At 60.8% G+C, this 20255-nt stretch carries 15 protein-coding genes; 1 reads left to right on the plus strand and 14 read right to left on the minus strand.

All coding sequences use genetic code 11. The features are described from left to right. Nucleotides 1–94 precede the first annotated feature (94 nt). Genes ACYZUC_RS21090 through ACYZUC_RS21140 form a run of 11 tightly spaced genes read right to left on the minus strand, consistent with a single transcriptional unit; the run spans nt 95 to nt 16517 of the window. Nucleotides 95–1543, minus strand: a complete 1449-nt coding sequence (locus tag ACYZUC_RS21090; RefSeq protein ID WP_461990138.1) for a vWA domain-containing protein — start codon at nt 1541–1543, stop codon at nt 95–97. A gap of 56 nt (nt 1544–1599) precedes the next feature. Then, nucleotides 1600–2106, minus strand: a complete 507-nt coding sequence (locus ACYZUC_RS21095; protein ID WP_461990139.1) for a hypothetical protein — start codon at nt 2104–2106, stop codon at nt 1600–1602. 4 nt (nt 2107–2110) lie between these two features. Beyond that, nucleotides 2111–2842: a zinc ribbon domain-containing protein gene (locus ACYZUC_RS21100; RefSeq protein ID WP_461990141.1), complete on the minus strand. Its 732-nt coding sequence runs from the start codon at nt 2840–2842 to the stop codon at nt 2111–2113. 31 nt (nt 2843–2873) lie between these two features. Beyond that, nucleotides 2874–4418: an SUMF1/EgtB/PvdO family nonheme iron enzyme gene (locus ACYZUC_RS21105; RefSeq protein WP_461990142.1), complete on the minus strand. Its 1545-nt coding sequence runs from the start codon at nt 4416–4418 to the stop codon at nt 2874–2876. Next, nucleotides 4408–5631 (minus strand): ABC transporter permease, encoded by a 1224-nt coding sequence (locus ACYZUC_RS21110; protein ID WP_461990143.1) that lies wholly within the window; start codon nt 5629–5631, stop codon nt 4408–4410. Before ACYZUC_RS21110 ends, ACYZUC_RS21105 begins: the two co-directional genes overlap by 11 nt. Further along, the gene (locus ACYZUC_RS21115) at nt 5615–6316 is read right to left on the minus strand and encodes an ABC transporter ATP-binding protein (RefSeq protein ID WP_461990145.1); all 702 of its coding nucleotides are present in this window, start codon (nt 6314–6316) and stop codon (nt 5615–5617) included. Before ACYZUC_RS21115 ends, ACYZUC_RS21110 begins: the two co-directional genes overlap by 17 nt. A gap of 10 nt (nt 6317–6326) precedes the next feature. Next, nucleotides 6327–8318, minus strand: coding sequence for a vWA domain-containing protein (locus ACYZUC_RS21120; protein ID WP_461996741.1), 1992 nt, complete (start codon nt 8316–8318; stop codon nt 6327–6329). After that, complete coding sequence (locus ACYZUC_RS21125; protein WP_461990147.1) at nt 8318–9343, minus strand: hypothetical protein; 1026 nt, start codon at nt 9341–9343, stop codon at nt 8318–8320. The genes ACYZUC_RS21120 and ACYZUC_RS21125 overlap by 1 nt, the downstream gene beginning before the upstream one ends. 3 nt (nt 9344–9346) lie before the next feature. Continuing rightward, on the minus strand, nt 9347–12061 hold the full coding sequence (locus tag ACYZUC_RS21130) for a putative virulence factor (RefSeq protein ID WP_461990149.1): 2715 nt from the start codon (nt 12059–12061) through the stop codon (nt 9347–9349). Further along, complete coding sequence (locus ACYZUC_RS21135) at nt 12058–15123, minus strand: virulence factor SrfB (protein WP_461990151.1); 3066 nt, start codon at nt 15121–15123, stop codon at nt 12058–12060. The genes ACYZUC_RS21130 and ACYZUC_RS21135 overlap by 4 nt, the downstream gene beginning before the upstream one ends. Before the next feature lie 17 nt (nt 15124–15140). Then, nucleotides 15141–16517, minus strand: coding sequence for an SrfA family protein (locus ACYZUC_RS21140; protein WP_461990153.1), 1377 nt, complete (start codon nt 16515–16517; stop codon nt 15141–15143). A gap of 266 nt (nt 16518–16783) precedes the next feature. Between ACYZUC_RS21140 and ACYZUC_RS21145 the strand changes: the two genes are divergently transcribed. Continuing rightward, entirely contained in the window at nt 16784–17995 is a 1212-nt protein-coding gene (locus tag ACYZUC_RS21145; RefSeq protein WP_461990155.1) for an aldose 1-epimerase family protein, read from the plus strand. A gap of 5 nt (nt 17996–18000) precedes the next feature. Here the strand turns inward: ACYZUC_RS21145 and ACYZUC_RS21150 are convergent, their stop codons facing one another. The 3 genes from ACYZUC_RS21150 to ACYZUC_RS21160 all read right to left on the minus strand — a co-directional run bounded on the left by ACYZUC_RS21150 (nt 18001) and on the right by ACYZUC_RS21160 (nt 20163). After that, nucleotides 18001–19494 (minus strand): YifB family Mg chelatase-like AAA ATPase, encoded by a 1494-nt coding sequence (locus tag ACYZUC_RS21150; RefSeq protein WP_223415410.1) that lies wholly within the window; start codon nt 19492–19494, stop codon nt 18001–18003. Between the two features lie 178 nt (nt 19495–19672). Continuing rightward, the gene (locus tag ACYZUC_RS21155) at nt 19673–19843 is read right to left on the minus strand and encodes a hypothetical protein (RefSeq protein WP_253405479.1); all 171 of its coding nucleotides are present in this window, start codon (nt 19841–19843) and stop codon (nt 19673–19675) included. A 149-nt stretch (nt 19844–19992) separates the two neighbouring features. Further along, nucleotides 19993–20163, minus strand: a complete 171-nt coding sequence (locus ACYZUC_RS21160) for a hypothetical protein (RefSeq protein ID WP_461990157.1) — start codon at nt 20161–20163, stop codon at nt 19993–19995. Between the last annotated feature and the right edge of the window lie 92 nt (nt 20164–20255).

A 20255-nucleotide genomic window follows, 5' to 3' on the forward strand; every position in this document is an offset into this window, starting at 1 on the left:
CTCCTACAGGTTCAGCGTTGACCCCTGTAGGAGCGAGCGGTGCGGCGATCCGACTTGCCCGCGAAGGCTGCACCGCAATATTCAGATCTGCCAATCAATCACACTTGGCGTTGCTCGACACTTCCTTGGTTGCGAGTTTCAACTGCTTGGCCAGTTCTGCCGCGTTGGTGCTGTTGTAAACCCGGCCACCGGTGTTTTCAGCAATGCAGCGTGACGGGCCGCCGGCACCGATTTTCACCACGTTGACCCGCAGGCGTGGTTGGTTCCTGGCGATTTGGCGAGACACCGCACAAGCGTCTTTCTGGCAGCCGTCCTCACCGTCGACGAACATCACGATCACGGCATCGTTATTACGCCCGTCGACGGTGCTTGCCGCGTAAGCGAGGCTGTCGGCCAGCGGTGTGCCGTCGTTGGGAACCAGGCCTCGAATCCCGTTGATCAGCCGTGGCCGGTCGCCAAACCTGAACACGCCCTGGTCCGGTGTGCGTTCGCAGCCGGCGAAGGTGATGAGGCGCGTGTCGATCTTCGGGTCCAGCTCGTTGATCATGCCGGCCAGCGAATCTTTGGCGACGTCCATGCGGCTGGGTTTGGCGAAAATCTGCATGGTGCGGTTTGGGTCCAGATACTTGTTCATCTCATTGCCGAAGAACCAGTCCTCGTCGGCTTTCACGGACCTGATGTTCAAATCCATCGAACCCGAGGTGTCGAGCACTACCACGAATTGCGGGATCTCGGCGTTTGGCGCTTTTTTGCGGCACGCGAAGTTGTCCAGCGTCGGTGCCGGCGGCGGTGGCGGTGGTGGCGGTGGTGGTGGCGGGGCGGCCACCACAGGTTTTGGCGGTGGGACCGGTTTGGGGGCGGGCACCGGCACCGGTTCTGGAACCGGTACGGGTTCCGGTTTCGGTTCCACTACAGGCTCCGGTTCCACTACCGGCTCGGGAACAGGCACAACCGGTTTCTCAATCGGTGTCACCACCGGGGCGACCGGTTCGACCGGAACAACTTTTTCCCGGTGCATTAACCACCAGTAAGCCCAGAGCGCCAGGAGCAACAACAGCAATGCCAGCAATGCCGCGGCGATCCACCATCCACGGCGCGACGGCGCGACGGCCGCGGGAGCCAGCGGAACCACCGGCGGCACCACCGGTTTTGGCGGGCGCTGGTTCCAGCGCACCACCAACGGCTCACCGTTGAGGCTGTAGAGTTTGTCCAGCTCGGGAGCGCCGAGCAGGCTGCGCAGGTCATCCGCTTCCGTGGGCTGACCGCGTTTTTGCAGTTCGTCCGCCAACTGTCCAAGGGACGTCTGACGCACTTCATAGGTTTCCAGCAATCGCCGTTGAGCATCCTCGTTGAGGTCGGCATAGGGCGTGGGTTGGCCACCCAGTTCGGTCCACCATTCCAGTACCTCACCGCTGCCCATTCGCGGGATGGCGAAGAGGCTGGAGACGGTCGGCGGAAAGTGTTTCTGGATGAGGGCTACTTTGGCTTGCAGCGCACTCATCCCCTCTGGTGTGGCTTGCGCATCCCTGATGACCCGCTGCATGACGTCGATTCCTGAAAAGGCTGCAGGCCTCCGGCGGGAGGCCTGCGGGTAAAAAGTTACTCTTCGTAACCGAGGCTGAATTGCAGTTGATTGACCTTTTTCTGCAGCGCCTTCAGTTGTTCCTGCTTGGCGGCCAGGGCCGCCTTTGAAGGCTTGGCCACCGGTGCAGTCTGCGAGTCCTTGAGCTGCTGTTCGAGCCCGGCGATCTGCTTTTGCACCTGGCTTTCGTTGCCATGGCGCGCCTTCAGCGAGGTCAGCAACTTGCTCAGCGACTGGTTCAGTTCAGCCTGGGACTTCTGCTGGCTGGCCAAATCGGTTTTGGTGCTGAGCTGCTGGGCCTGAATGTTCTCGTACACCTGACGGAACATCGCGTTTTGCTGGCGGGACTCGGCCAGGGCCTGTTCCTTTTGTTTGACCTGATCGCTGTAACCACCAGAGTAGTCGCAGTTCATCTTGGTCAGCATGCTGCTGTCGCGATTGGTCGCATCGCATTCGCCTGGCTGGGTCGCGCAACCGCTCAAAGCGAGGACGGCGGTCAGGACCGCCAGCTGTCGTAACGTCATGTGATTAACCCAGAGTAATTGCGGAGCGCTGGCTGTAGAGACCGTCGACTTCCTTTTGCAAGGCAGCGACTTTCTCGTTCATTTTCAAAATGCTCACATCCACCTGCTTCATCTCGGCGCTGGAGCCTTGGGCGCGTTCGGCATCGGCCACTTTGCGGTACTCGGTGACTTTGTTGCGCATGTTGCTGAGGTCTTTACGCAAGATTGCGATGTTGTTGTCGATCTCGGCGATTTGCACCTGGGCTTTGGACTTGTCGACCTTTTTGCTGGCGATGTCCTGTTTGATCCTGGCGATACGCGCCTGGTCATCCTTGATCACCTGCTGAGCAGTCTCGGTGCGGGCAATCACATTGCGCGTGTCTTGCTCGACATCGCTGTTCATCTTCGCCAGACGGGTGTTGGTGTCGGCGTATTCGCTGCGACGTTGATCCAGATAATAGTTCGCGCCCATGGCCACGCCACACGCGGTAATACCGGCGGCGATGGCGCAGACGGCCTTGTTGCTGCTGTTGGACAGCGCGCAGCCGAGGATGCCGACACCGGCGCCGACGGCGCAGGCCTGGTAACCGGACTTGCTGAAGAACTCTGCGTCATTGCCCTGGGTCAGGCGCGGGTCTGCACCGTCGCTGCCGCCGAGCATCGAACTGCCGGTGTTGGCGCAACCAGTCAGCAACAGGCTGCCGGCAACGACGAATGCGATCTGTAGCTTGAAGCGAGTCCAAAGGCTGCGCGACATGGTGAAACTCCTAGATGACGGTGTTGGCATGTTATTGAGTGACGGTCTTGCAGCTGGTCAGCCAGGCGTCAGTGTCGATCTTCTGTTTTTGCAGGAAGGTCTTCTGATTCGCCCAGTGCGTGCGCAAGTACGGTTTGAGGTCCTGAAGCTGTTTGTTGCGGGTGATGATTTCTTCCATCACCGGAACCTGTGCCTCGAGCAGCGGCTGACCGTACAACGTCGCCGACTCCACCAGGCTGCTGGCGTAATAACGGCTGAGTTTGTGCAGGCGATCCTTCTGCTCGTCGAGCTTGCCCTTGCGCATGTCACAACTGGCGTCTTTTTCGGCGGCTTCGCAATTGAGTTTGTAGTTTTTCTGCAGGAAATCCACGTACTGGCCGTCGTCGAGCATCTTGGTGCACAGGAACGCACCCAGATTGAGGCTGGCGCGAATCGCCTGGTCGCGGGTTTCTTCCTGCTGCTGGTTGCTGGCGCGCAGCTGGTTTTCCAGGGCCTGGAGTTTTTCCTTCAGCGCTTTATCTTCAACACCCGAGGCCAGCGTGTTCAGCGACTGAACCGTGCCTTTGTCGGCGGATTCGGTTTCCTTGCTGCCGGTGCCGAGTTTCTTCCAGCTGCTTTCGATGCTGGCCACGCGTTCGCGAGAGGTCAGGGTCGGCGAGACCAATACCAGGCGCAGGCCGGTGGTTTTGTTTTTTACCTGGCCTTCGGCGTTGTAGTACGGCTCTTCCTTGCGCAACGCGGTGCGCAGGTCAGCCTGGGCGGTCAGGTAATTGCCGCCCCGCACGACGTAGCCACCGGCCTGACCATGCTGACGGTCGAGTTTGTTCAGGCGAAACGGCTCGAACATCATTTCGTCGACGTTGCCGAGCATGTCGTGAAGGCCCAGCGGGTTGGGCTTTTGCAGGCCGGACAACTGCAGTTTGCCGTTGGACGATTGTGCCCCGGCAAACCACTCGTAAGCGTTGATGCCGTCGGGCATCGGGTAGCGTGTATCACGGAATTCCGCCGCACCGACTTCCAGGCCACCGCGCGCGGCGAACTCCCACTCGACTTCCGTTGGCAAACGCAGGAAGCCCAGCGCGCCGTCTTCTTTCGGCAGCTTGCCGGCGGCGTTCTTGCGCAGCCACAGGTTGTACTTGTCAGCCGCTTCGACGGCTTGCACCCAGCTCACGGCCACTTGCGGCAGGCGCATCTTGGTCGCGGCGGTGGGGCAGGTTTCGTCGGTCAGGGCGGCGTACTGCAACTGACTCATCTCGTACTTGGCCATCAGGTAGTAGCGGGATTTGTCGTTCTTGGCGCCGGTGAAACTGCCGGCGATAAACGTCGGTCGAGTCTGTTCGACATAGCCGTATTCCGCGCCGTCCTGACCGATGTTGATCGGGTAGTCGTCGAGCGGTCCGGTGACCGGAATGAATACTTTGCGAAACACCATCGAGCCTTCGCACGGCATCGGCAGCACGACGTCGCTGGCTTCGGGCATCGGGTTGTAATACTTCTCTTCCCAGCCCGCCGCCGAAGCGTCGAGCAAGTAGCCCAGGCTCAGGGGCAACAGCAAGCCAAAACGTTTATAGCTCACGCAGACTCTCCGCAGGTTGGATGCTGATGGCGCGCACGGCGCCGATCACGGCCACCAGTGTAGCGACCAGAAAGGTCAGAAGCAGGGCGGCGAGGCCATGCCAGAGTGTGATGTGGCAGACAAAGGTGCCGGTGGCCTGGCTGCTGCCGAGCAAGTAGTCGAACAGATGACTGCCGGCAGCGTAAAACCCCAATCCGCCGAGGTAGCCGGCCAGGCTCAGCAACAGCGCTTGCACGACCACGAAACCGGCGACCGCCGTGCGCTTGAACCCCAGCAGGCGCAGGACCGCGAGGCTTTTGCGCTTGCGGTCGATGTTGGCCAGGAACGCGCCGACCATCGACGCCACACAGCCAATCAATGCCGCCAGGGCAATAACACCGAAGATCACCCCCAGCACATGGTTGATGGCTTTGACGTTGTCGATGTCGGCCAGTCGGCTCGAGGTTTCGATGTGTTGTTCGTTGAGCCAGCGCTCCAGCGGCGCCACTTGGTCAATGTCGCGTGCATACACGCGAGCGCGGGCATACAGCGGTTGCAGATCACCCAGAGGTTTGCCAGTGGTGATGCCGAACGTACTGACCTGATAGCCATCGCGAAAGCGCTCCAGGTCCAGCAGCAACGGCGGGGCGACAAACCCGGCAGCGCGGCCGAAACGGGCGCCATCGAGAATCGCCAGCACGCTCAATGTCATCTCGCCGCGCTCATTCACGCCTTCCAGACGGCGCAGCACGCGCAGTTGCACGCGATCGCCGACCTTGGCTTGCAAGCGTTGCGCGGCGCTGGCACTGAGGATCACTTGATCGCCGGTGGGGTTGAGTTGCGGCAGGTTCAGTTGCGGGTCGCCGGGTTCGGTGGCGATGATTTCCGCGCCTTCGACGAAGCGTTGCATGCCGATCAGCAAATCCGCCTGGGTGTTGAGCGAACGGGTCTGGCCGAGGGCAAAGCCGGTCTCGGGACGCTGGCGCAGACGCTCGATCCAGGCACTGTCGTAGTTGCCGTTGCTGAGCATCTTCACTTCAAGGTTACGCGGGTCGCGCAGCAGTTCGTCCTGCAACTGGCTGACCACCCCGTGCTTGAGGCCGAACAGCAGCAGCAACGGCGCGATCACCGCCACCAATGACGCGGCAATGCACAGCGACACCTTGCGGTCGTGCCACAGGTCTTGCAGGGCCAGCGTGCCCAGCAGGCGCAGTCGGTCAGTCCATCGGTTCAAACAGAGTCTCCCCCTGACGGCTGATAGCGCCGAGTCGCGGCAAGCCGAAATCCTTCAACAAGGCCCAGTCATGGGACACCACGAGCGCACTCAGGCCCATGCTCGACACCAGGCTCAGCAGCAATTCAAACAGGCGTCGGGCGCTGTGCGGGTCGAGCGCGGCGGTCGGTTCGTCCGCCAACAGCAGCAGCGGTTCATGGGCAATGGCGCGAACGCAGGCCACGCGCTGGCGTTCGCCGATCGACAGCGCCTGCGGCTTTTTATCCAGCAGTCCTTGCAGGCGCAACACCTCAACCGCGTGGTCGATGTGCGCGCTGTGTGTCGACATGCCAAGCAAACGGCGCGGCAGGCTGATGTTGTCGCGCACGCTCAGAAACGGCAGCAGGCCGCCACTTTGCAAAATGAACCCCAGATGCCGCGAACGCACCGCCGCCAAAGCCGGTTGATCATCCGTGGCAAGCAATCGGGCGATGTCCTGATCCTGCTTTGCGCCCAGGCGAAAGCGTTCAAGCTCGACCGGTGCCAGCAGCAGGCCGATGGCCTCAAGCAATGTGCTTTTGCCGCTGCCGCTCTCGCCGGTAATGGCGAGGATTTCCCCGGCGCCGATCTGCAAGTGCGGCAGGCGCACGTGATGGGCCAGCGCGCCTTCACCACGGCGCACCAGCAGGTTCCTGATATCGAGCATGGGCGTCTCGTTAAGGCATCATTTCCAGAGGCACCGGGTACACGTTGTCCCGCGCATCGCTGTCCTTGGCTAACGCCACCCAACGGTCGACGTCAGCGTTGTAACGCTGGTAGTGCCGCAGTTTGGTGTTGAGCGTACGGATGAATTTCTCCTGCGCCAGACCGTCCCAGCTCTTCCAGGTCTCTTCATCCAGGTTCAGCACTTCGCTCTGGTACGGCAGGTCTTCGAGGTACTCGCCGAGCACGCCCATGTCCGCCAGTTTGGCGTTGCTGTTCTGCTTGAGCTGGTTCGGATCGGCGCCCATGGTCGCGGCCACCGAGCGCAGGCGGTCGAACATTTCCGTCGGCGAAATCAGGCCTTCGTTGGCAGCGTCGAGAATCTTCTTCATCACGTCGCTCAAATCGCTGAGCTGGGACTTGGTCAGCAACACCCGCACGTCGGTGGTCGGGATGTTCTGCTTGATCAGGTCACGGTCGGTGATCCACGCCTTGAACACCGGCGGGGACTTGCTGTTGTTCTTCTCGCCCAGATAGGCCAGTTGCATGGCGTGGCCGATCAGTGCGGCGTCCTCGAGCATTTTCTTCTCGGCCGGGTCCTGCTTGGCGTTCGCCGCGCTGCCGATGGCATCTTCGCCCATGTAGGCGGCTTTCACCTGTGTAGTGATCGCGGTGGCCAGTGCGTCGACCTTGCGCCCGAACTCCTGCACATCACCCGCATTCACCGGGTAGTACAGCGAGGTGTTGGTGCCCGGGTAAGTCGACAGGTTCTGGTACTGCGCTTCGGCCTTGGCGTGATCCTTGACCCCGGCCGGGGTTTTCAAGTGCAAGGTGTAAATCGCCACGCCCGGGTTGGCCGCTTCAATGCGCACCTGTGCAGCGCTCAAACCGGTCTTCGACAGTTTGTCGTCACCTTCGATGGCGCCCGCGTCGGTGATCAACACCACGTAGCGCGCACCGAATTGGCTCCAGTCGACCTTGTCGATACTCTCCATGACGCCGGCAAAGGCATCCTCATCGAAGCTGCTGCTCGACACGGAGGCCTGTTTGAGGTCGGCGATCTTGGCGAAAAAGTCGGCGCTGTCTTTCACCTTGGTAGGGTCGGCGTACATCTTGGTGGTGTATTCCAGGCCCGGCACCGCCTGGGTATTGGAACGGAAAGCCACCATGCCGAACTTGACCTGCTTGCCGAGGTTCTGCGATTCGATCTGCTGATAAACCTTGCGAATCGCTTCGCGGGTACGGTCGATGTACGGGTCCATCGAAATCGTCGAGTCGATGACAAACACCACCGCCGCGCTGAATTCCTTCAGTTGGCTGGCGGCCTTGTCTTCGGCCTCTTTGCCGCCGGACGCATTTTTGCCGGCCGCGCCCTTGGTGTCTTTTTCGTCGGGCTTGCTGACCGATGCGACATTGAGCAGGCGCGTGCGAAAGCCCGCTTCGGTCATGACTTCTTCGCCGCTGAGCACGGGCAACAGGTAGAACTGCTTTTGCAGGTCGACGAAGTATTCAGGTTCTTCGGCCAGCACGCCGGGTGCTTGCTTGCCCTTTTTCAACGTGGCGCGCAGCGGGGCGACTTTGCTCACCGGGTCCGGTGCATTGAGAATGCCTTCGACCGTGGCGCGTTCCTTGAAGAACAGCAGCCGGTCGCGGTTGGCCGGGTTGGTGAAGGCCAGGGTCAGCTGCATTTTCCAGTCGGTGGTGCAGCTTGCAGGCAGCCAGCCAATGGTTTTGCCGTAACTGTCGGGGCCGACTTTTAGCCATTCGGCGTTCGCCGCCTGGGCGCGTTCGTACACGTAGAAACGGCTGAACACCGGTTGCGCCTCGCCTGCCGCACCGCCCGCCGTCGAGCTGATCTTGCAGCCCGGGGTGGTCAGCACACGTTGGAACAAGGTCTTTTTACCGGCCTGGATCAGTGGTTTGTCATCAGCCTGGGACAACGGGCTGATGCACAGCGCCAACAGTGCGGCGCTGCTCAGCAGGAAACGACTCACGGGCGAACGCATCACTTCTGCAACTCCTCGAAACGCTGCTTGGCTTCGGCGTTGTTCGGGTCCTGGGTGAGGATCGTTTCGTACCAGTAGGCCGCGGTGGCGTTATCCGCTACCGGGAAGCACTCGCTGGCCTTCAGGTATTTCGGGTCGTACTCGCGGGCATAGGCGTTGGCGATCAGTGCGTCACCGGCCTGGGCACGGTTGGCGTACAGGCGCTGGGCGACACCGCAGTGTTTGCCGGCCTTGGCTTCGTTGATGATTTCCAGCAGCTTGGCGCTGTCAGGTGCCGCCTTGATGCAGGTCTGGACGAAGGTCAGCTCGGGCAGGCTGTTCATGCTTTCCAGCGTGCAGGCTTGTGCGTCGGCACCGGCCGGTGCGGCCGCCGCGACAGTCGGGGCAGGCGCGGGAGTGCGTTTGTAGAACCAGAACCCGGCCGCTGCCGCCAGCAGCAATACCAGCACAAGCGCGAGGCCGAGCAGGCCTTTGTTGCTCTTCTTCGCCGGTGGCGGAGCCGGCATGTATTCGCGTTCGTTGGGCACCGATTCCAGTTCGATTTCTGGCTCGGCGGTGTGCAAGGTCAATTCCGGCAGTTCCGGGATTTCCGGAATCTCAGGTGCCGGTGCAGCCGGTGCGGTCAAATCTGCGCCGCCGTATGTCGAGCGCGTCTGGCCACCCGCCGTGGACGGCAACAGCCCGACGCCTGGCCGGACCACGCCTTTGTCGGCATGCCCCAGGCTCCGCTCGCGCAGTTCGATCTGGAATTGCGAGTTGGCGCTGCCTTCCAGCAGCGGGTCGACCACTTCCGGGCCGATCTGGGCTTCAAGGGCGTCGCCACTGGCGGCGACAGTGAAGCGCGAAACCTTGAACCAGAACGGGTTGTTGCTCCAGGCCTGTTGATCCTGGAGGTAGAAACCGTCCTGGTTACGCTGAATGGAGAATTCCAGCTGTTCTTCGCCACCCTGCCATTTCTTTACAGTAAGGCAGGCCCGGCCAGGCACATTGGGCTCTAAGGCGAGCAGGTCGACACGAATTGGCATTGCTTATCTCGCTGCGAAGGCTGTGAGCACTTGGCCCAGCCGTTCGTTCTGTTCAGGGGTGATTTCGCGACCGGCACCATGGCCGGCGTTGTCCTGCGTGATACAGGCCAGGCCCGAAAGCCAGTCGCCGAGATACCGTTGCGCCTGGTTCGCCGGTTGCGGCGGCAACTCCGGCACCTGTCCCGGACCGATGTCGGTATAGAACGAGAACAAGGGCGCTTTGGCACCGGTCCGGCTAGGTGGGCGCTCGCTCACGGGTTTCTGGAGGTAGCCGAACCAGGACACGAAATCGCGCAGCACACGCTGTACTTCCATTACCTGGCGCTCGACCAGTTGATCGCGACGCGCACCGCTCTGGGCGCGCTTGAGGACGGCGCGGCTCAGTTGCCCCGGCAAATCCTGGCGGTAGCCGGCAGTGATCAGCTCGTCGACCACCGCTTCGAGCAAGGCCTTTTCAAGCCCCAGCAGGTTGAGCAGGCTTTGCCGGGTGGTCAGTTCGCGCAAGTGCGCGACCCAGGCCTTGAAGGCCGCTTTGGCAAAACGGTGTTCGTTGCTTTGCAGTTCCGGGACCGGCGTGTGGGGCTTGCTGCTGGCCGGTGTGCTGTCGGGGCTGGTGTCATCGCCGAAATCGAAATCGAAACCGGCGTCGTTGCCGTACAGGCTCTGGCTCGGTGTCGGGGCGACCGGTTCATCGCTGACCGCTGGCTCGTCATCGGTTTCGTACACGCCGCTGAGGTACAGGTCGCGCACCTCTTCACTCGGCATGTCGAGTTGATCGATGAGTTCGCCCAGCACCGCCGGACGACGGCCCAGGGTCGACAAAATCATCTGCGCCTGGGCTTTCTTGGCAGCGCCGGCGCCGTCACCGTCGGCGTGATACCAGGTGTTCAGGCCGTGCGTGGTCAGGCCTTCAAGGCATTCGTCCAGCTGCTCGCGGATGCGCTGCAGTTTGAATTCGATATTGGCCACGCCCTTGAAACTGCCGCTGAAGTGACTGATGCCACCGTCATCGTTGCGCAGCATTTCTTTCCAGGTATTGGCGGGATTGCTGACGTGTTTGCACACCAGCGCGTTGCTCGCAAAGCTTTCGCCCAGTGCATCGACGCGTTCCTGGTAACTGGCGTTGATCCCGGTTTCGGCGCCGCTGTCGTCCTGGACGATGAATGCCGCGTCCATGCGCGGTTTACGCACCAGGAAGGTGTTCTGGAATGGCGTGCCGGCCCAGTCGTTCATCCAGCTCAAGCTGCCGAAACGCTCCAGCATGGTCAGCTTGACCATGCCGTTCCAGCTCTCGTCGTACTGATCGGGTGTCAGGCTCAGGGAGTTGGTGATGCGCAGGTCGAGCATGGTCAATGCCCAGATCAGACCGGTGTCGCGTTTGCTGCGAGCGGCCGCGTCGGCGCCCTGGGTTTTTTCTATCCAGCGCGTCAGCACCGGGCCAACGTCGTTGACGTCGCTTTGTTTGGTCGAGCCGGTGCACACCACCAGCGCGTTCATTTCCTGGTTGTCGGTGTAGCGCTCAAACAGGTAAGCCACCTTGCCGCGCAGAATCAGCTGCGAGACGGAGTTGTCCTTGGTGGCGGACTCCGGGTCGCTGGAGTTGGCGATCTCATGCAGCTTCTTGCGTCCGCGATAGCCGGGGAAATCGAGCAGATCGACCTGGTTGACGATGTCATCGGCCGGGGCTTCGATCAGGCAGAACGTCATTTCTGCCGTGAGTGCCGCCAGTTGCGCGACAGGAATGCCCTGGCTGTTTTGCAGGCGACCGTCGATGCGTGGCCGCACGTCGATCGGCAAGTCCTGCGGGCTGCCGAAGCGCTCGAGGATGTCGACGTTCATGATGCTGTCGCGCTGGCTGTAAGTGTCGTTTTCGAAACTCACCAAGGCCTTCAACGGCGCGAATACAGTTTCAGGCAGGCCCAGCTTGTGCAGCGCGCCGGCCAGTTGCTGATACACGCGCGTCAGTTCGCTTTGCTCACCCCAGAGAATGGCGAACAGCTCGGCACGTTCCTGGAAGTTCAGGCGCGGCGCGAGCTGCAAGGCTTTCGGCCAATACAGGTGCTCGAGTTTTTTCACCGAGTTACGGAAGTTGTCCCGCAGGTAATCCCACAACGACACCAGATCGTCGGCGCTGACACCCGGCTGCATCGGCCCGGTTTCGCGGCCTTCGAACGGCTTGAGGACTCGCTGGATGCGTTCTTCGTCAATCTCGTAGGAAATCCGTTCAAGGTCGAAATCCTTGAACCAGGAGTTGGCGAGAATCTTCGCCAACTCGATTTCCTTGAACAGCGTCAGTTCCACCGGGAAATCCGGGTCCTGGCTCGGTGTGGCCCGCCGGCTGAAGCGCGTCACCAGGCCGGTGGCTTCCTTGCCGCCACCCACCGGGTTGATGTGCTTGATGAAGTCCAGGCGCTGGCCGCCGAAATCGGTTTCCAGTTTGCCGTTCTGCCCGGCCGCGAGGGCCGAGATCAGGTAGGACTTGCCGGCCTGGGACAAACCGAAAAAGCCGATGGTCATCGGCGTGCAGGCCACGCGACCGAGGCTGTGAGCCAGGTTGCGGGCGCGATGCAGGCGGATGTTCAGGTTGTCGGCTTCGCTGTCCAGACGTGGCGCGTTGACACGGGTCTGGCCAATCCATTCCAGCGCCTGACCGGCACCTTCATAAACAGCGGCCCAACGGGTAGAGAGCTGATGTTGATCGGGGGTCAGGTCATTCATTTGCGTTTCACACTTCCACTGTCGAGCCAGTACTTGGTCTCGCTCAGGCCGGCGTCGAGCATGGTGTTGAGTTCCAGCTCGAGGTCGCTGCGCGGGTTGAAGTTGACGTTGCTGCAGTTGGATTCGATGTTGCGTACCGAGAGGCGGTCGCTGACCAGATCCTGCTTGCGTGTGTACTTGTCCGCCGGTTTGACCTCGAAGCGCACCTTGAGCAGCGGCGCGCTGCCGTTTTCACCGATCGCACGGGAGAACTTCTCCCGACCGGCCTTGGTGAAACGCAAGGTGTACAGCGGCGAAGCGGCCCAGCGGTCGGCGGCCAGCTGACGGAAACCGAGGCGCAGATCGCCGCGCATTTCCAGCTGAGGCGTGTCGGCGGCGTCGCCCGTGCCGATTTCCGGCAACTTGATTTTGTAGTCTTCGGACTGAATGTCGCGGTACAGCACGTCGGCATCCTTGATCACGTTGTTCAGGTCGATAACGCCGATGTTTTTGACCGTCGAATACGGTTTGAGTGCCGAAGAGCGGAAGTAGAAGTTCGGCACACTGTGGTTGGCGCACAACAGGCACAGCATCGCGCCGACTGAAGCGGTGCTTTTCGGGTCGTCGATCAGGCCGTTCTTGTGGAACGGGTACCAGCCGCCGGTGCGGTAATTCTGCAACGCCAGGATGCGCCCCGGTGGCAGCGGCAACACCTTGCGGATGAACGCCTGAATGCCGGGCAGGCGCGAAGGGCGGCCGGTCAGCAGCAGGACGTCGCACGGGTAATGCGCGACCACTTCACATAGCGCACCGAGGATCTTGGTGATGTTGATCTGATCGTTGAGGAAGGCGGCATGGAGTTTTTGCAGGTCGAAGCTGATCAACGATTCGTACAGGTCAAAGGCGCTTTGGCTGCCGACATCACGACGCACGGCGGCATTGACGTAATCGAGTACGGTCTGGCTGATCGCGTTGTCGCCCAGCAATTGGCGGTACGTCTGGGTGCTCACTTCCTGCTGGTCTTGCGGGTCGTAATGCTCGTAGGCCTTGAGCAGCGCCAGGCCCAGCGGGGCGAATACCTGCAGGTTCAGTTGCTGGCGCAGGATCATGTCCTGGGCGCTGACCGATTCATCGCCACACAGCCGCGACATCAGCGAGACGGGCGATTTGACGCCTGAGATCTGCAAGGCTTTTTCGAAGCTCGGCAGGACGAAGTCCTGAATCACGTCCAGCAGAATGTCGTCGCCGGCCACTTTGAAGCCATCGCGAAAACGCTGCTCGGGCACGATGTGCACGTTGCTGCCGCTGCCGGTGTTGCCGGCGCGGTCGAGGCGATAGTCGGTGATCACCAGGTCGGTGGTGCCACCGCCGATGTCGATGGTCGCCAGGGTGATGCGTTCACGGTCGGTTTTGTCCGGCCGGGCGAGGGTGTCGAAAAACTCTTCCGGGTGCCCGGCGAAGTTCTCGTTGACCTCGGTGTACAGATACACCAACTGGCCGCAGGAGGCTTCGTCCCATTCAACGCGGATGCTCGGGATCGGCGTGCGCGGGCTGACGGCTTGATCCTGATGCGGGTCTTCCTCGCCGGCATGCCAGCCGAGGCTTTTCCATACCAGGCCGATGGCCTGCTGCATGCGTTCGTTGAGGATGCTGCGCTCGGCCTGCGGCATGCCCGGCGGCACGGTCAGGGTGATGCTGTTGAGCTGGCGCGGCACACGGGTGTGACCCTGGCGCGAGCGCTGGGCCGGGCTGTTGATTTGCGACAGCGCCTGGGCCAGGACCTCGGCGAGCATGAACGTCATCAGCGAGCTGCGCGAGTAACGCGGCATGAACACCGGCAGACGATCGTCTTCTTCGAGGCTGTAAAGCGCTTCGCCGGTTTCATTGATCAGGTGCGAGAACGGCGCGGCAGTGGCGTACGGCTCGCTGTCGGTCTTGATGTACGAGCAGTTGAAGCGCCAGCCGTGGCCGTAGGCGTTTTCGTCCCACAGGTAACGTTTCGGGCTGGACAGCCCGGTCGAGCCTTCGGTGCCGCGACGACGGCTGGCCAGACGGCTGGCCTCGTTGCCGACGCGGGCAATCGTTGCCCATTGGAATGCATCGTGCCGGCCGCTTTTGACCGAACAGTGGTCCTTGCCGAAGTACGCCTGGGCGAATTCCACACGGCTTTCGAACGGCAGGTTGTAAGTGTGTTCGGGGGTGATCAGGTCGCGCAGTTCCAGCACGTAGTTCTGTTTCAACCCGGAACCGGCCTGACCGTGGTTTTCGATCAGGATGCCGCAGGTGCGCGAGTTGCCGACGTCCAGCACCAGGTCCACCGGAATCGGTTTGACCAGGCCATTGCTGTCGTTGGCCACCACTTTGAGTTCAGGGATTTCAACTTTCGGCCGGGCAGTCGACTGCTCCGCCGCCGATGGCTTGCTCAGAAGACTCAGCAAGTTGAGGTAGTGCGCCAGGTGATAGTTGGCGCGGATGTCGGTGTCCAGCTCTGCGCGCGAGCGGTGGGCATTGCCCTCGTTGAATACCTCCAGCAGCCACTCGTTGACCCACGGCTGGGCCAGGAACCAGCGGGTTTCGCTGGCCTTCGTCGCCAGTTTGAAGGACACGCCGGAACTGATGTCTTCTTCGTTTGGCGCCAGGTAAGCGGTGCCGTCACGCTTGGGCATAACGCGGCTGTCGAAGGCCATCGTCAGGCGGTGGGTGTTGCCGTCGATGTCGGGCGTCGCCAGTTTGACCAGGCGCATGCGCGACCAGTTGCTCGGGCCTTCGTCGAAGCGGTGCGGCGGCATGAAGCGGAAAAACGGCGTCGGCAGCCAGACACCGTCGAGCAGCTCGAGGCTGCTTTTCATGTCAACGCTGAACGCAGGTTTGGCTTTTTCGACCTTTTCCGGCTCCGGCTCGTAGAAAAAGAAGTCTTTCTCTTCGTTGTATGACAGGCGGCAGATCAACCCGCTGATCATCGGCGCGAACTCGCCCGCCGGTTCTTTGCGAGGGTCCAGGCGCAGGGCGAAATCCATGAACTGGATGCCGGTGTCGCTGACCAGCGTGACGGTGTCTTCGAATTGGGTGACTTCAGGCAACATGTCGGGTTATTCCGTTTTTATTCGGCCACGTGCCGCATGGACATGGGGAATTGTTCTTTGCCGTAACCGCCGGTGCAGTCTGCGACGGTGGTCGCCCCTTTGCGGCAGTTGACCTTGGGCATGTCGTAAGTGCTGCCATCGGCGCACACGGCTTGGCCCTGGCTGTCGATAGCCAAGCTGCCACCCTTCATAGTAGCGCTCACCGGCCCGGTGCATTTCGTGCCGTCGGCCTGGTGTACGGTGACTTCGCCCTTACCGTCCTTGAGCTGGTATTCCAGACGCAGCGGTTTGCCGGTCCGGCGGTCCTGAATACCGGCACCGGCGCGGAACTGACCGTCGAGGAACTTGGCGGCACCGTCGGCGGCGTCTGGTGGAATGCTCAGGGGAGGACCGGGTTTTGCGGCGGCGGATTTTTCGGCCTCGGGCGATGTGATATCCGGCGGCGCGGTTTTGTTTTCGGGTGGGGTGGCGGGCGATTCGGCTGCCGGGTCTTTGGCTGGGTCTTTGGCCAGGTCGGCCGGCGCTGCATCTGCCTCGTTGCCCTCGACCGCCGGCGCTTCCGCTTCTTGGGTTCCGGTCACGGCAGTACCGGTGCCGGTTCCAGTGGTAGAGCCTACAACGGTGCCCGTCACCGGAACGCCGTTCAGCGTCGTGGCATTGCCGGTCAGTTGCGGTTCTTCCAGCTGTTTTTCTACCGGCACGATGCCCTCAGGCAGCAGGTCTACCGCCACCAACGGAATCGGCACGCAACCACGCAGACCAAGCAACAGCCACAAAAGCAGTAGCAGGAACGGCAGCAGCAACAGCCACCACCAGCGACGCCACCACGGACGAGCAACCACCGGCACGACGGGCGCAACTACAGGCGCGGCTTCGACCACAGGGGGCAGCGTAAACGCGGGCGGAACCTGATAGAGGCAGTGCAAGGGATCGCGATTGCCGGTACCGGCATGCTCGAAACCCCAAAAGGTCAGCACCGGCTTGCCTTGCACCAGGTAGACGAAATTCTCATCGGGGAAATGAATCACGCGCTTGAGCAGCTTGCCGAACACGGCTTTGTCGCCTTGCTGCTGTTCGCCGGATTCAGTGCCCAGGAAACGCTGGCTCAATTCCTCGAGCGCGGTTTTCAGCGCTTCAAGTTGGCGGCGGGCAGGGGCGCGTTCTTCTTCGGTCGCACTGCTCCACGGGATCACATCGCCGTCGAGGCCGCTGTACCAGTCGATCTGGTTACCGAGCTCATCGCTTTGAGGGATGGCCAGATGATCGACCATTTCGGGGTTCTTGCGGCGAATGGCTTCGCGCAATTGCAGGGCCGCCCGGTACACCGGTTGACCTGTTTCGCCCAGGGCTGTGAATGACCCGCTCTTGCCGCTGCGTAATAGTGCCCCGCGCATTCAAACTCCATATGTTCTGTTGCGCAAAAATGACAGACAAAGGTGTCTGTTCTTGCTCCTGCAATTAGCTGGCGACCTTAATGTCATAATGATGTCGCCGTCAATCAGCCGGAGGTCCAAAACCGTATGAGACTAGCGTAAGCGTGCGGAGGTTGCATGGGGTCAATTTAAATTGGCTTGGGAAGGCTTGGGTGTAAGCTTTTTAAGCTTGCTGAATCGTTTCATCAGCGCTATAAAAAATGCACAACTCCAAGAAAGGCTTCCCCATGACTCCGCTCAAATTCGTCGTTGCCTTTGGCGCTCTGTCCGCCTCCCACGCCATGGCTTGGGATTACGTCCTGCTCGACAGCGACAAGGCTGCCCAAAACTGGCAGATCACCAGCCAGCAACTCGGTGTGAAAACCGACAAACCCTTCTCCGTGACCCTTCGTAACTTGCACGGCGGTCGGCAGGAGGGCGTCAGCATCGTCGACATCGATAACGGCACGATGAAACTCTCGGTGGTGCCGACTCGCGGGATGAACGTTTTGCAGGCATCGGTCGGCAATGTGCGCATGGGCTGGGATTCGCCGGTCAAGGACGTGGTCAATCCGTCCTTCATTGAGCTCAACGGTCGCGGCGGACTCGGCTGGCTCGAAGGTTTCAATGAACTGGTCGCCCGTTGCGGCTACGAATGGGTTGGCCACCCCGGCGTCGACAACGGCGAACTGCTGACCCTGCATGGCCGTGCTGCCAACATTCCGGCCAGCACAGTCACGCTGCACATCGACGAAAAACCGCCTTATGCCATCAGCCTGCGCGGCGAGCTGAAAGAACAGGCCTTCAAGAAAGTCGACTTCTCGGTGATCACCGAGCTGGTCACTGAGCCCGGCAGCGCAGCGTTCGCTCTCAACGATACCCTGACCAACAACGGCGACTATCCGAAGGAATATCAGGCGCTGTACCACAGTAACTTCAGCACGCCATTCCTGGAGCAGGGCGCGCGTTTCGTTGCGCCGGTTAAACAGGTGTCGCCGTTCAACGACAAGGCCAAAGGCGATCTGCCGGACTGGCAGACTTACCGTGCGCCAACCAAGGACTATGACGAAACGGTTTACAACGTGGTGCCGTATGGCGATGCCAAGGGTGACACGTTGACGGTGTTGCATAACAAGGCAGGCAGCCTGGGCGTTTCCGTCGGCTTTAACACTAAAACGCTGCCCGTGTTTTCGCTGTGGAAAAACACCGATACCCAAGGCCAGGGCTATGTCACCGGTCTCGAGCCGGGGACCAGCTTTTCCTATAACCGACGCTATCAACGGCCGCTGGGGCTGGTGCCGATGATTGCGCCGAAGGAGCACAAGCAGTTTCAGATCAGTTACAGCTTGTTGGCGGACAAGGGCGCTGTGGACCAGGCGCTGAAGCGGGTGAGTGATATTCAGGACGGGCGGGAAACCGAGGTTCGGCAGACGCCGTTGGTGGATCTGACGAAGGAGTGATTTCATCAGCTGGAGGTTGGCCGGTATTGCAGCGCTTCAGCCAGATGACCACGGGTGATGCCATCGACCTGCTCAAGGTCTGCGAGGGTTCGAGCGACCTTGAGCAATCGATGCGCAGACCTCAACGACAGGGTCAGTCGTTCGCACGCTGTTTCCAGCCAGGTTTCGTCGATTGTGGATAACGTGCAGTGTTTGCGCAGGCCCGGCAGATCAAGGAACGCGTTCGCGCAGCCCTGGCGTTTGTGTTGCCGCTCTCTGGCGTCGGCGACCAGCAGCGCGGCTGTGGCGGTGTCATCGCCGGGTTTGAGCGCAGGATTCAGCGCCGTGGCTTCCCGGGCGACGGTCAAGTGCAGGTCGATACGGTCCAGCAATGGCCCCGACAATTTATTGCGGTAGCGCTGGACCATGTCCGGTGTACAACTGCATTTGCCGCTGGGTTCGCCAAGATATCCACAGGGACACGGGTTCATCGCCGCCACCAATTGAAAGCGGGCCGGAAACCTCACGCGATCCTTGGCGCGGGAAATCACGATATGGCCGGACTCCAGCGGCTCTCGCAAAACCTCCAGCACCTTGCGATCGAATTCCGGCAGTTCGTCGAGGAACAGAACTCCATGGTGGGCGAGGGTGATTTCGCCGGGTTGCGGCTTCGAACCGCCGCCCACCAGCGCCGGGCCGGAGGCCGAGTGATGGGGCTGGCGGAAGGGCCTTTGCGGCCAGTGGCTCAAGGGCACGCAACTGGTGACGGATTGAATGGCGGCGACTTCCAGCGCTTCATTTTCTGCCAATGGCGGAAGCAGCCCTGGCAAACGACTCGCCAGAAGGGTTTTTCCGGTGCCCGGTGGTCCGCTGAACAGCAGGTTATGAGCGCCCGCCGCTGCGATCAGCAATGCGCGCTTGGCTGAAAGCTGGCCCTGTACTTCGTTCAAGTCTGGATAGGGTTTGCTGGCATAGAGCAAACCGTTGGAAACGTAAGGCTCGACCGGTGTGTGCCCATTGAAGTGCGCAACCGCTTCCAGCAAATGATCCACCGCGATCACCTTCAACCCCGACGCCAGGCACGCCTCCTCGGCATTCGCTCGCGGCACCATCAGCGAGCGTCCGGCCTTGCGCGCCGCCAGTGCGGCCGGCAACACGCCTCGCACGGCACGTACCGCGCCTGATAGCGCCAGTTCTCCCAGGCATTCCACATCATCCAGTGTCAGCGTTGGCACCTGCACGCTGGCGGACAGAATCCCCAAGGCAATCGCCAGATCGAATCGTCCGCCGTCCTTCGGCAAATCAGCTGGAGCGAGATTCAGGGTTATACGCCGCGCCGGGAATTGCAGGCCTGAGTTGATGATCGCACTGCGCACCCGATCCTTGCTTTCCTTCACCGCCGCTTCGGGTAAACCAACCATGGTCAGCGATGGCAGACCATTGGCCAGGTGGACTTCGACGGTGACGGCGGGCGCATCCACGCCGATTTGGGCGCGGCTGTGGACGATGGAGAGGGACATGGTCGTTCCTTGAGTTTTGCGGGATCGCATCCTGCGGCTTTTCAAGGGTAGACGGGGGAGAGGGAGTTGGAGGGGTGGTTACGCGGCCGAATTTTCACGGGATGTTGCGGTTACGGACCAGGGCATCGGCGAGATAAAAGTAAACCGCCATTGAGACGGTTTCTTTCACGAAAAAAATTCAGCTTCGTCCACCGGCTAACCAACCACCTGGCTCAAGTTCTTTACCGCGAGCGAGGCCGACTTCAATAATGCGTAGTTGATTGGCCGATAAGTTGCCAGCCAGACGACGCGCTTCGGCGTGGAACTCAACAATTTGTAACAGCTTTGCCTTTCGCTTTTTTGGGCTCATACGCACCTCTTGCGCGTCGATTTAAAAGTTTGGTTACGGATTGGGATAGTGGTTGAAGCGTCAAACATTGGAGCTTGTGCGGGCATTCATGAGCTAGTTCGGATACGAAAAAAAACCGCCACTCGGACGGTTTCTTCGGGGGGGGCTAGTCAGCTTCGTGCACCTGCAAGCAAGCCATCAGGTTCGAGCTCTTTGCCATACATTGCTGCCACTTTAAAAAAGCGATTTTGGCTGGCAGAAACGCTTCCGGCGAAACGGAGCGCCTCGGCATGATACTCAGCGATCATTAACGGCTTCGCTTTTTGCTTTTTGCGTTTCATAGACACCTCGCGTGCCTGGATGAGTGGATCGATCTTATTGGTCGTCTAGCGAAAAGACAAGGCGGTTGGTTTTGTCAAAAATGAATCCAAGT

This window comes from Pseudomonas sp. GT1P32 (assembly GCF_054897805.1).

What these genes read in the sequence shown, in the direction of transcription:
- ACYZUC_RS21090 (WP_461990138.1), bottom strand. Translation starts at nt 1,543, where the DNA reads ATGCAGCGGGTCATCAGGGATGCGCAAGCCACACCAGAGGGGATGAGT.
- ACYZUC_RS21095 (WP_461990139.1), bottom strand. Translation starts at nt 2,106, where the DNA reads ATGACGTTACGACAGCTGGCGGTCCTGACCGCCGTCCTCGCTTTGAGC.
- ACYZUC_RS21100 (WP_461990141.1), bottom strand. Translation starts at nt 2,842, where the DNA reads ATGTCGCGCAGCCTTTGGACTCGCTTCAAGCTACAGATCGCATTCGTC.
- ACYZUC_RS21115 (WP_461990145.1), bottom strand. Translation starts at nt 6,316, where the DNA reads ATGCTCGATATCAGGAACCTGCTGGTGCGCCGTGGTGAAGGCGCGCTG.
- ACYZUC_RS21120 (WP_461996741.1), bottom strand. Translation starts at nt 8,318, where the DNA reads ATGCGTTCGCCCGTGAGTCGTTTCCTGCTGAGCAGCGCCGCACTGTTG.
- ACYZUC_RS21125 (WP_461990147.1), bottom strand. Translation starts at nt 9,343, where the DNA reads ATGCCAATTCGTGTCGACCTGCTCGCCTTAGAGCCCAATGTGCCTGGC.
- ACYZUC_RS21130 (WP_461990149.1), bottom strand. Translation starts at nt 12,061, where the DNA reads ATGAATGACCTGACCCCCGATCAACATCAGCTCTCTACCCGTTGGGCC.
- ACYZUC_RS21135 (WP_461990151.1), bottom strand. Translation starts at nt 15,123, where the DNA reads ATGTTGCCTGAAGTCACCCAATTCGAAGACACCGTCACGCTGGTCAGC.
- ACYZUC_RS21140 (WP_461990153.1), bottom strand. Translation starts at nt 16,517, where the DNA reads ATGCGCGGGGCACTATTACGCAGCGGCAAGAGCGGGTCATTCACAGCC.
- ACYZUC_RS21145 (WP_461990155.1), top strand. Translation starts at nt 16,784, where the DNA reads ATGACTCCGCTCAAATTCGTCGTTGCCTTTGGCGCTCTGTCCGCCTCC.
- ACYZUC_RS21150 (WP_223415410.1), bottom strand. Translation starts at nt 19,494, where the DNA reads ATGTCCCTCTCCATCGTCCACAGCCGCGCCCAAATCGGCGTGGATGCG.
- ACYZUC_RS21155 (WP_253405479.1), bottom strand. Translation starts at nt 19,843, where the DNA reads ATGAGCCCAAAAAAGCGAAAGGCAAAGCTGTTACAAATTGTTGAGTTC.
- ACYZUC_RS21160 (WP_461990157.1), bottom strand. Translation starts at nt 20,163, where the DNA reads ATGAAACGCAAAAAGCAAAAAGCGAAGCCGTTAATGATCGCTGAGTAT.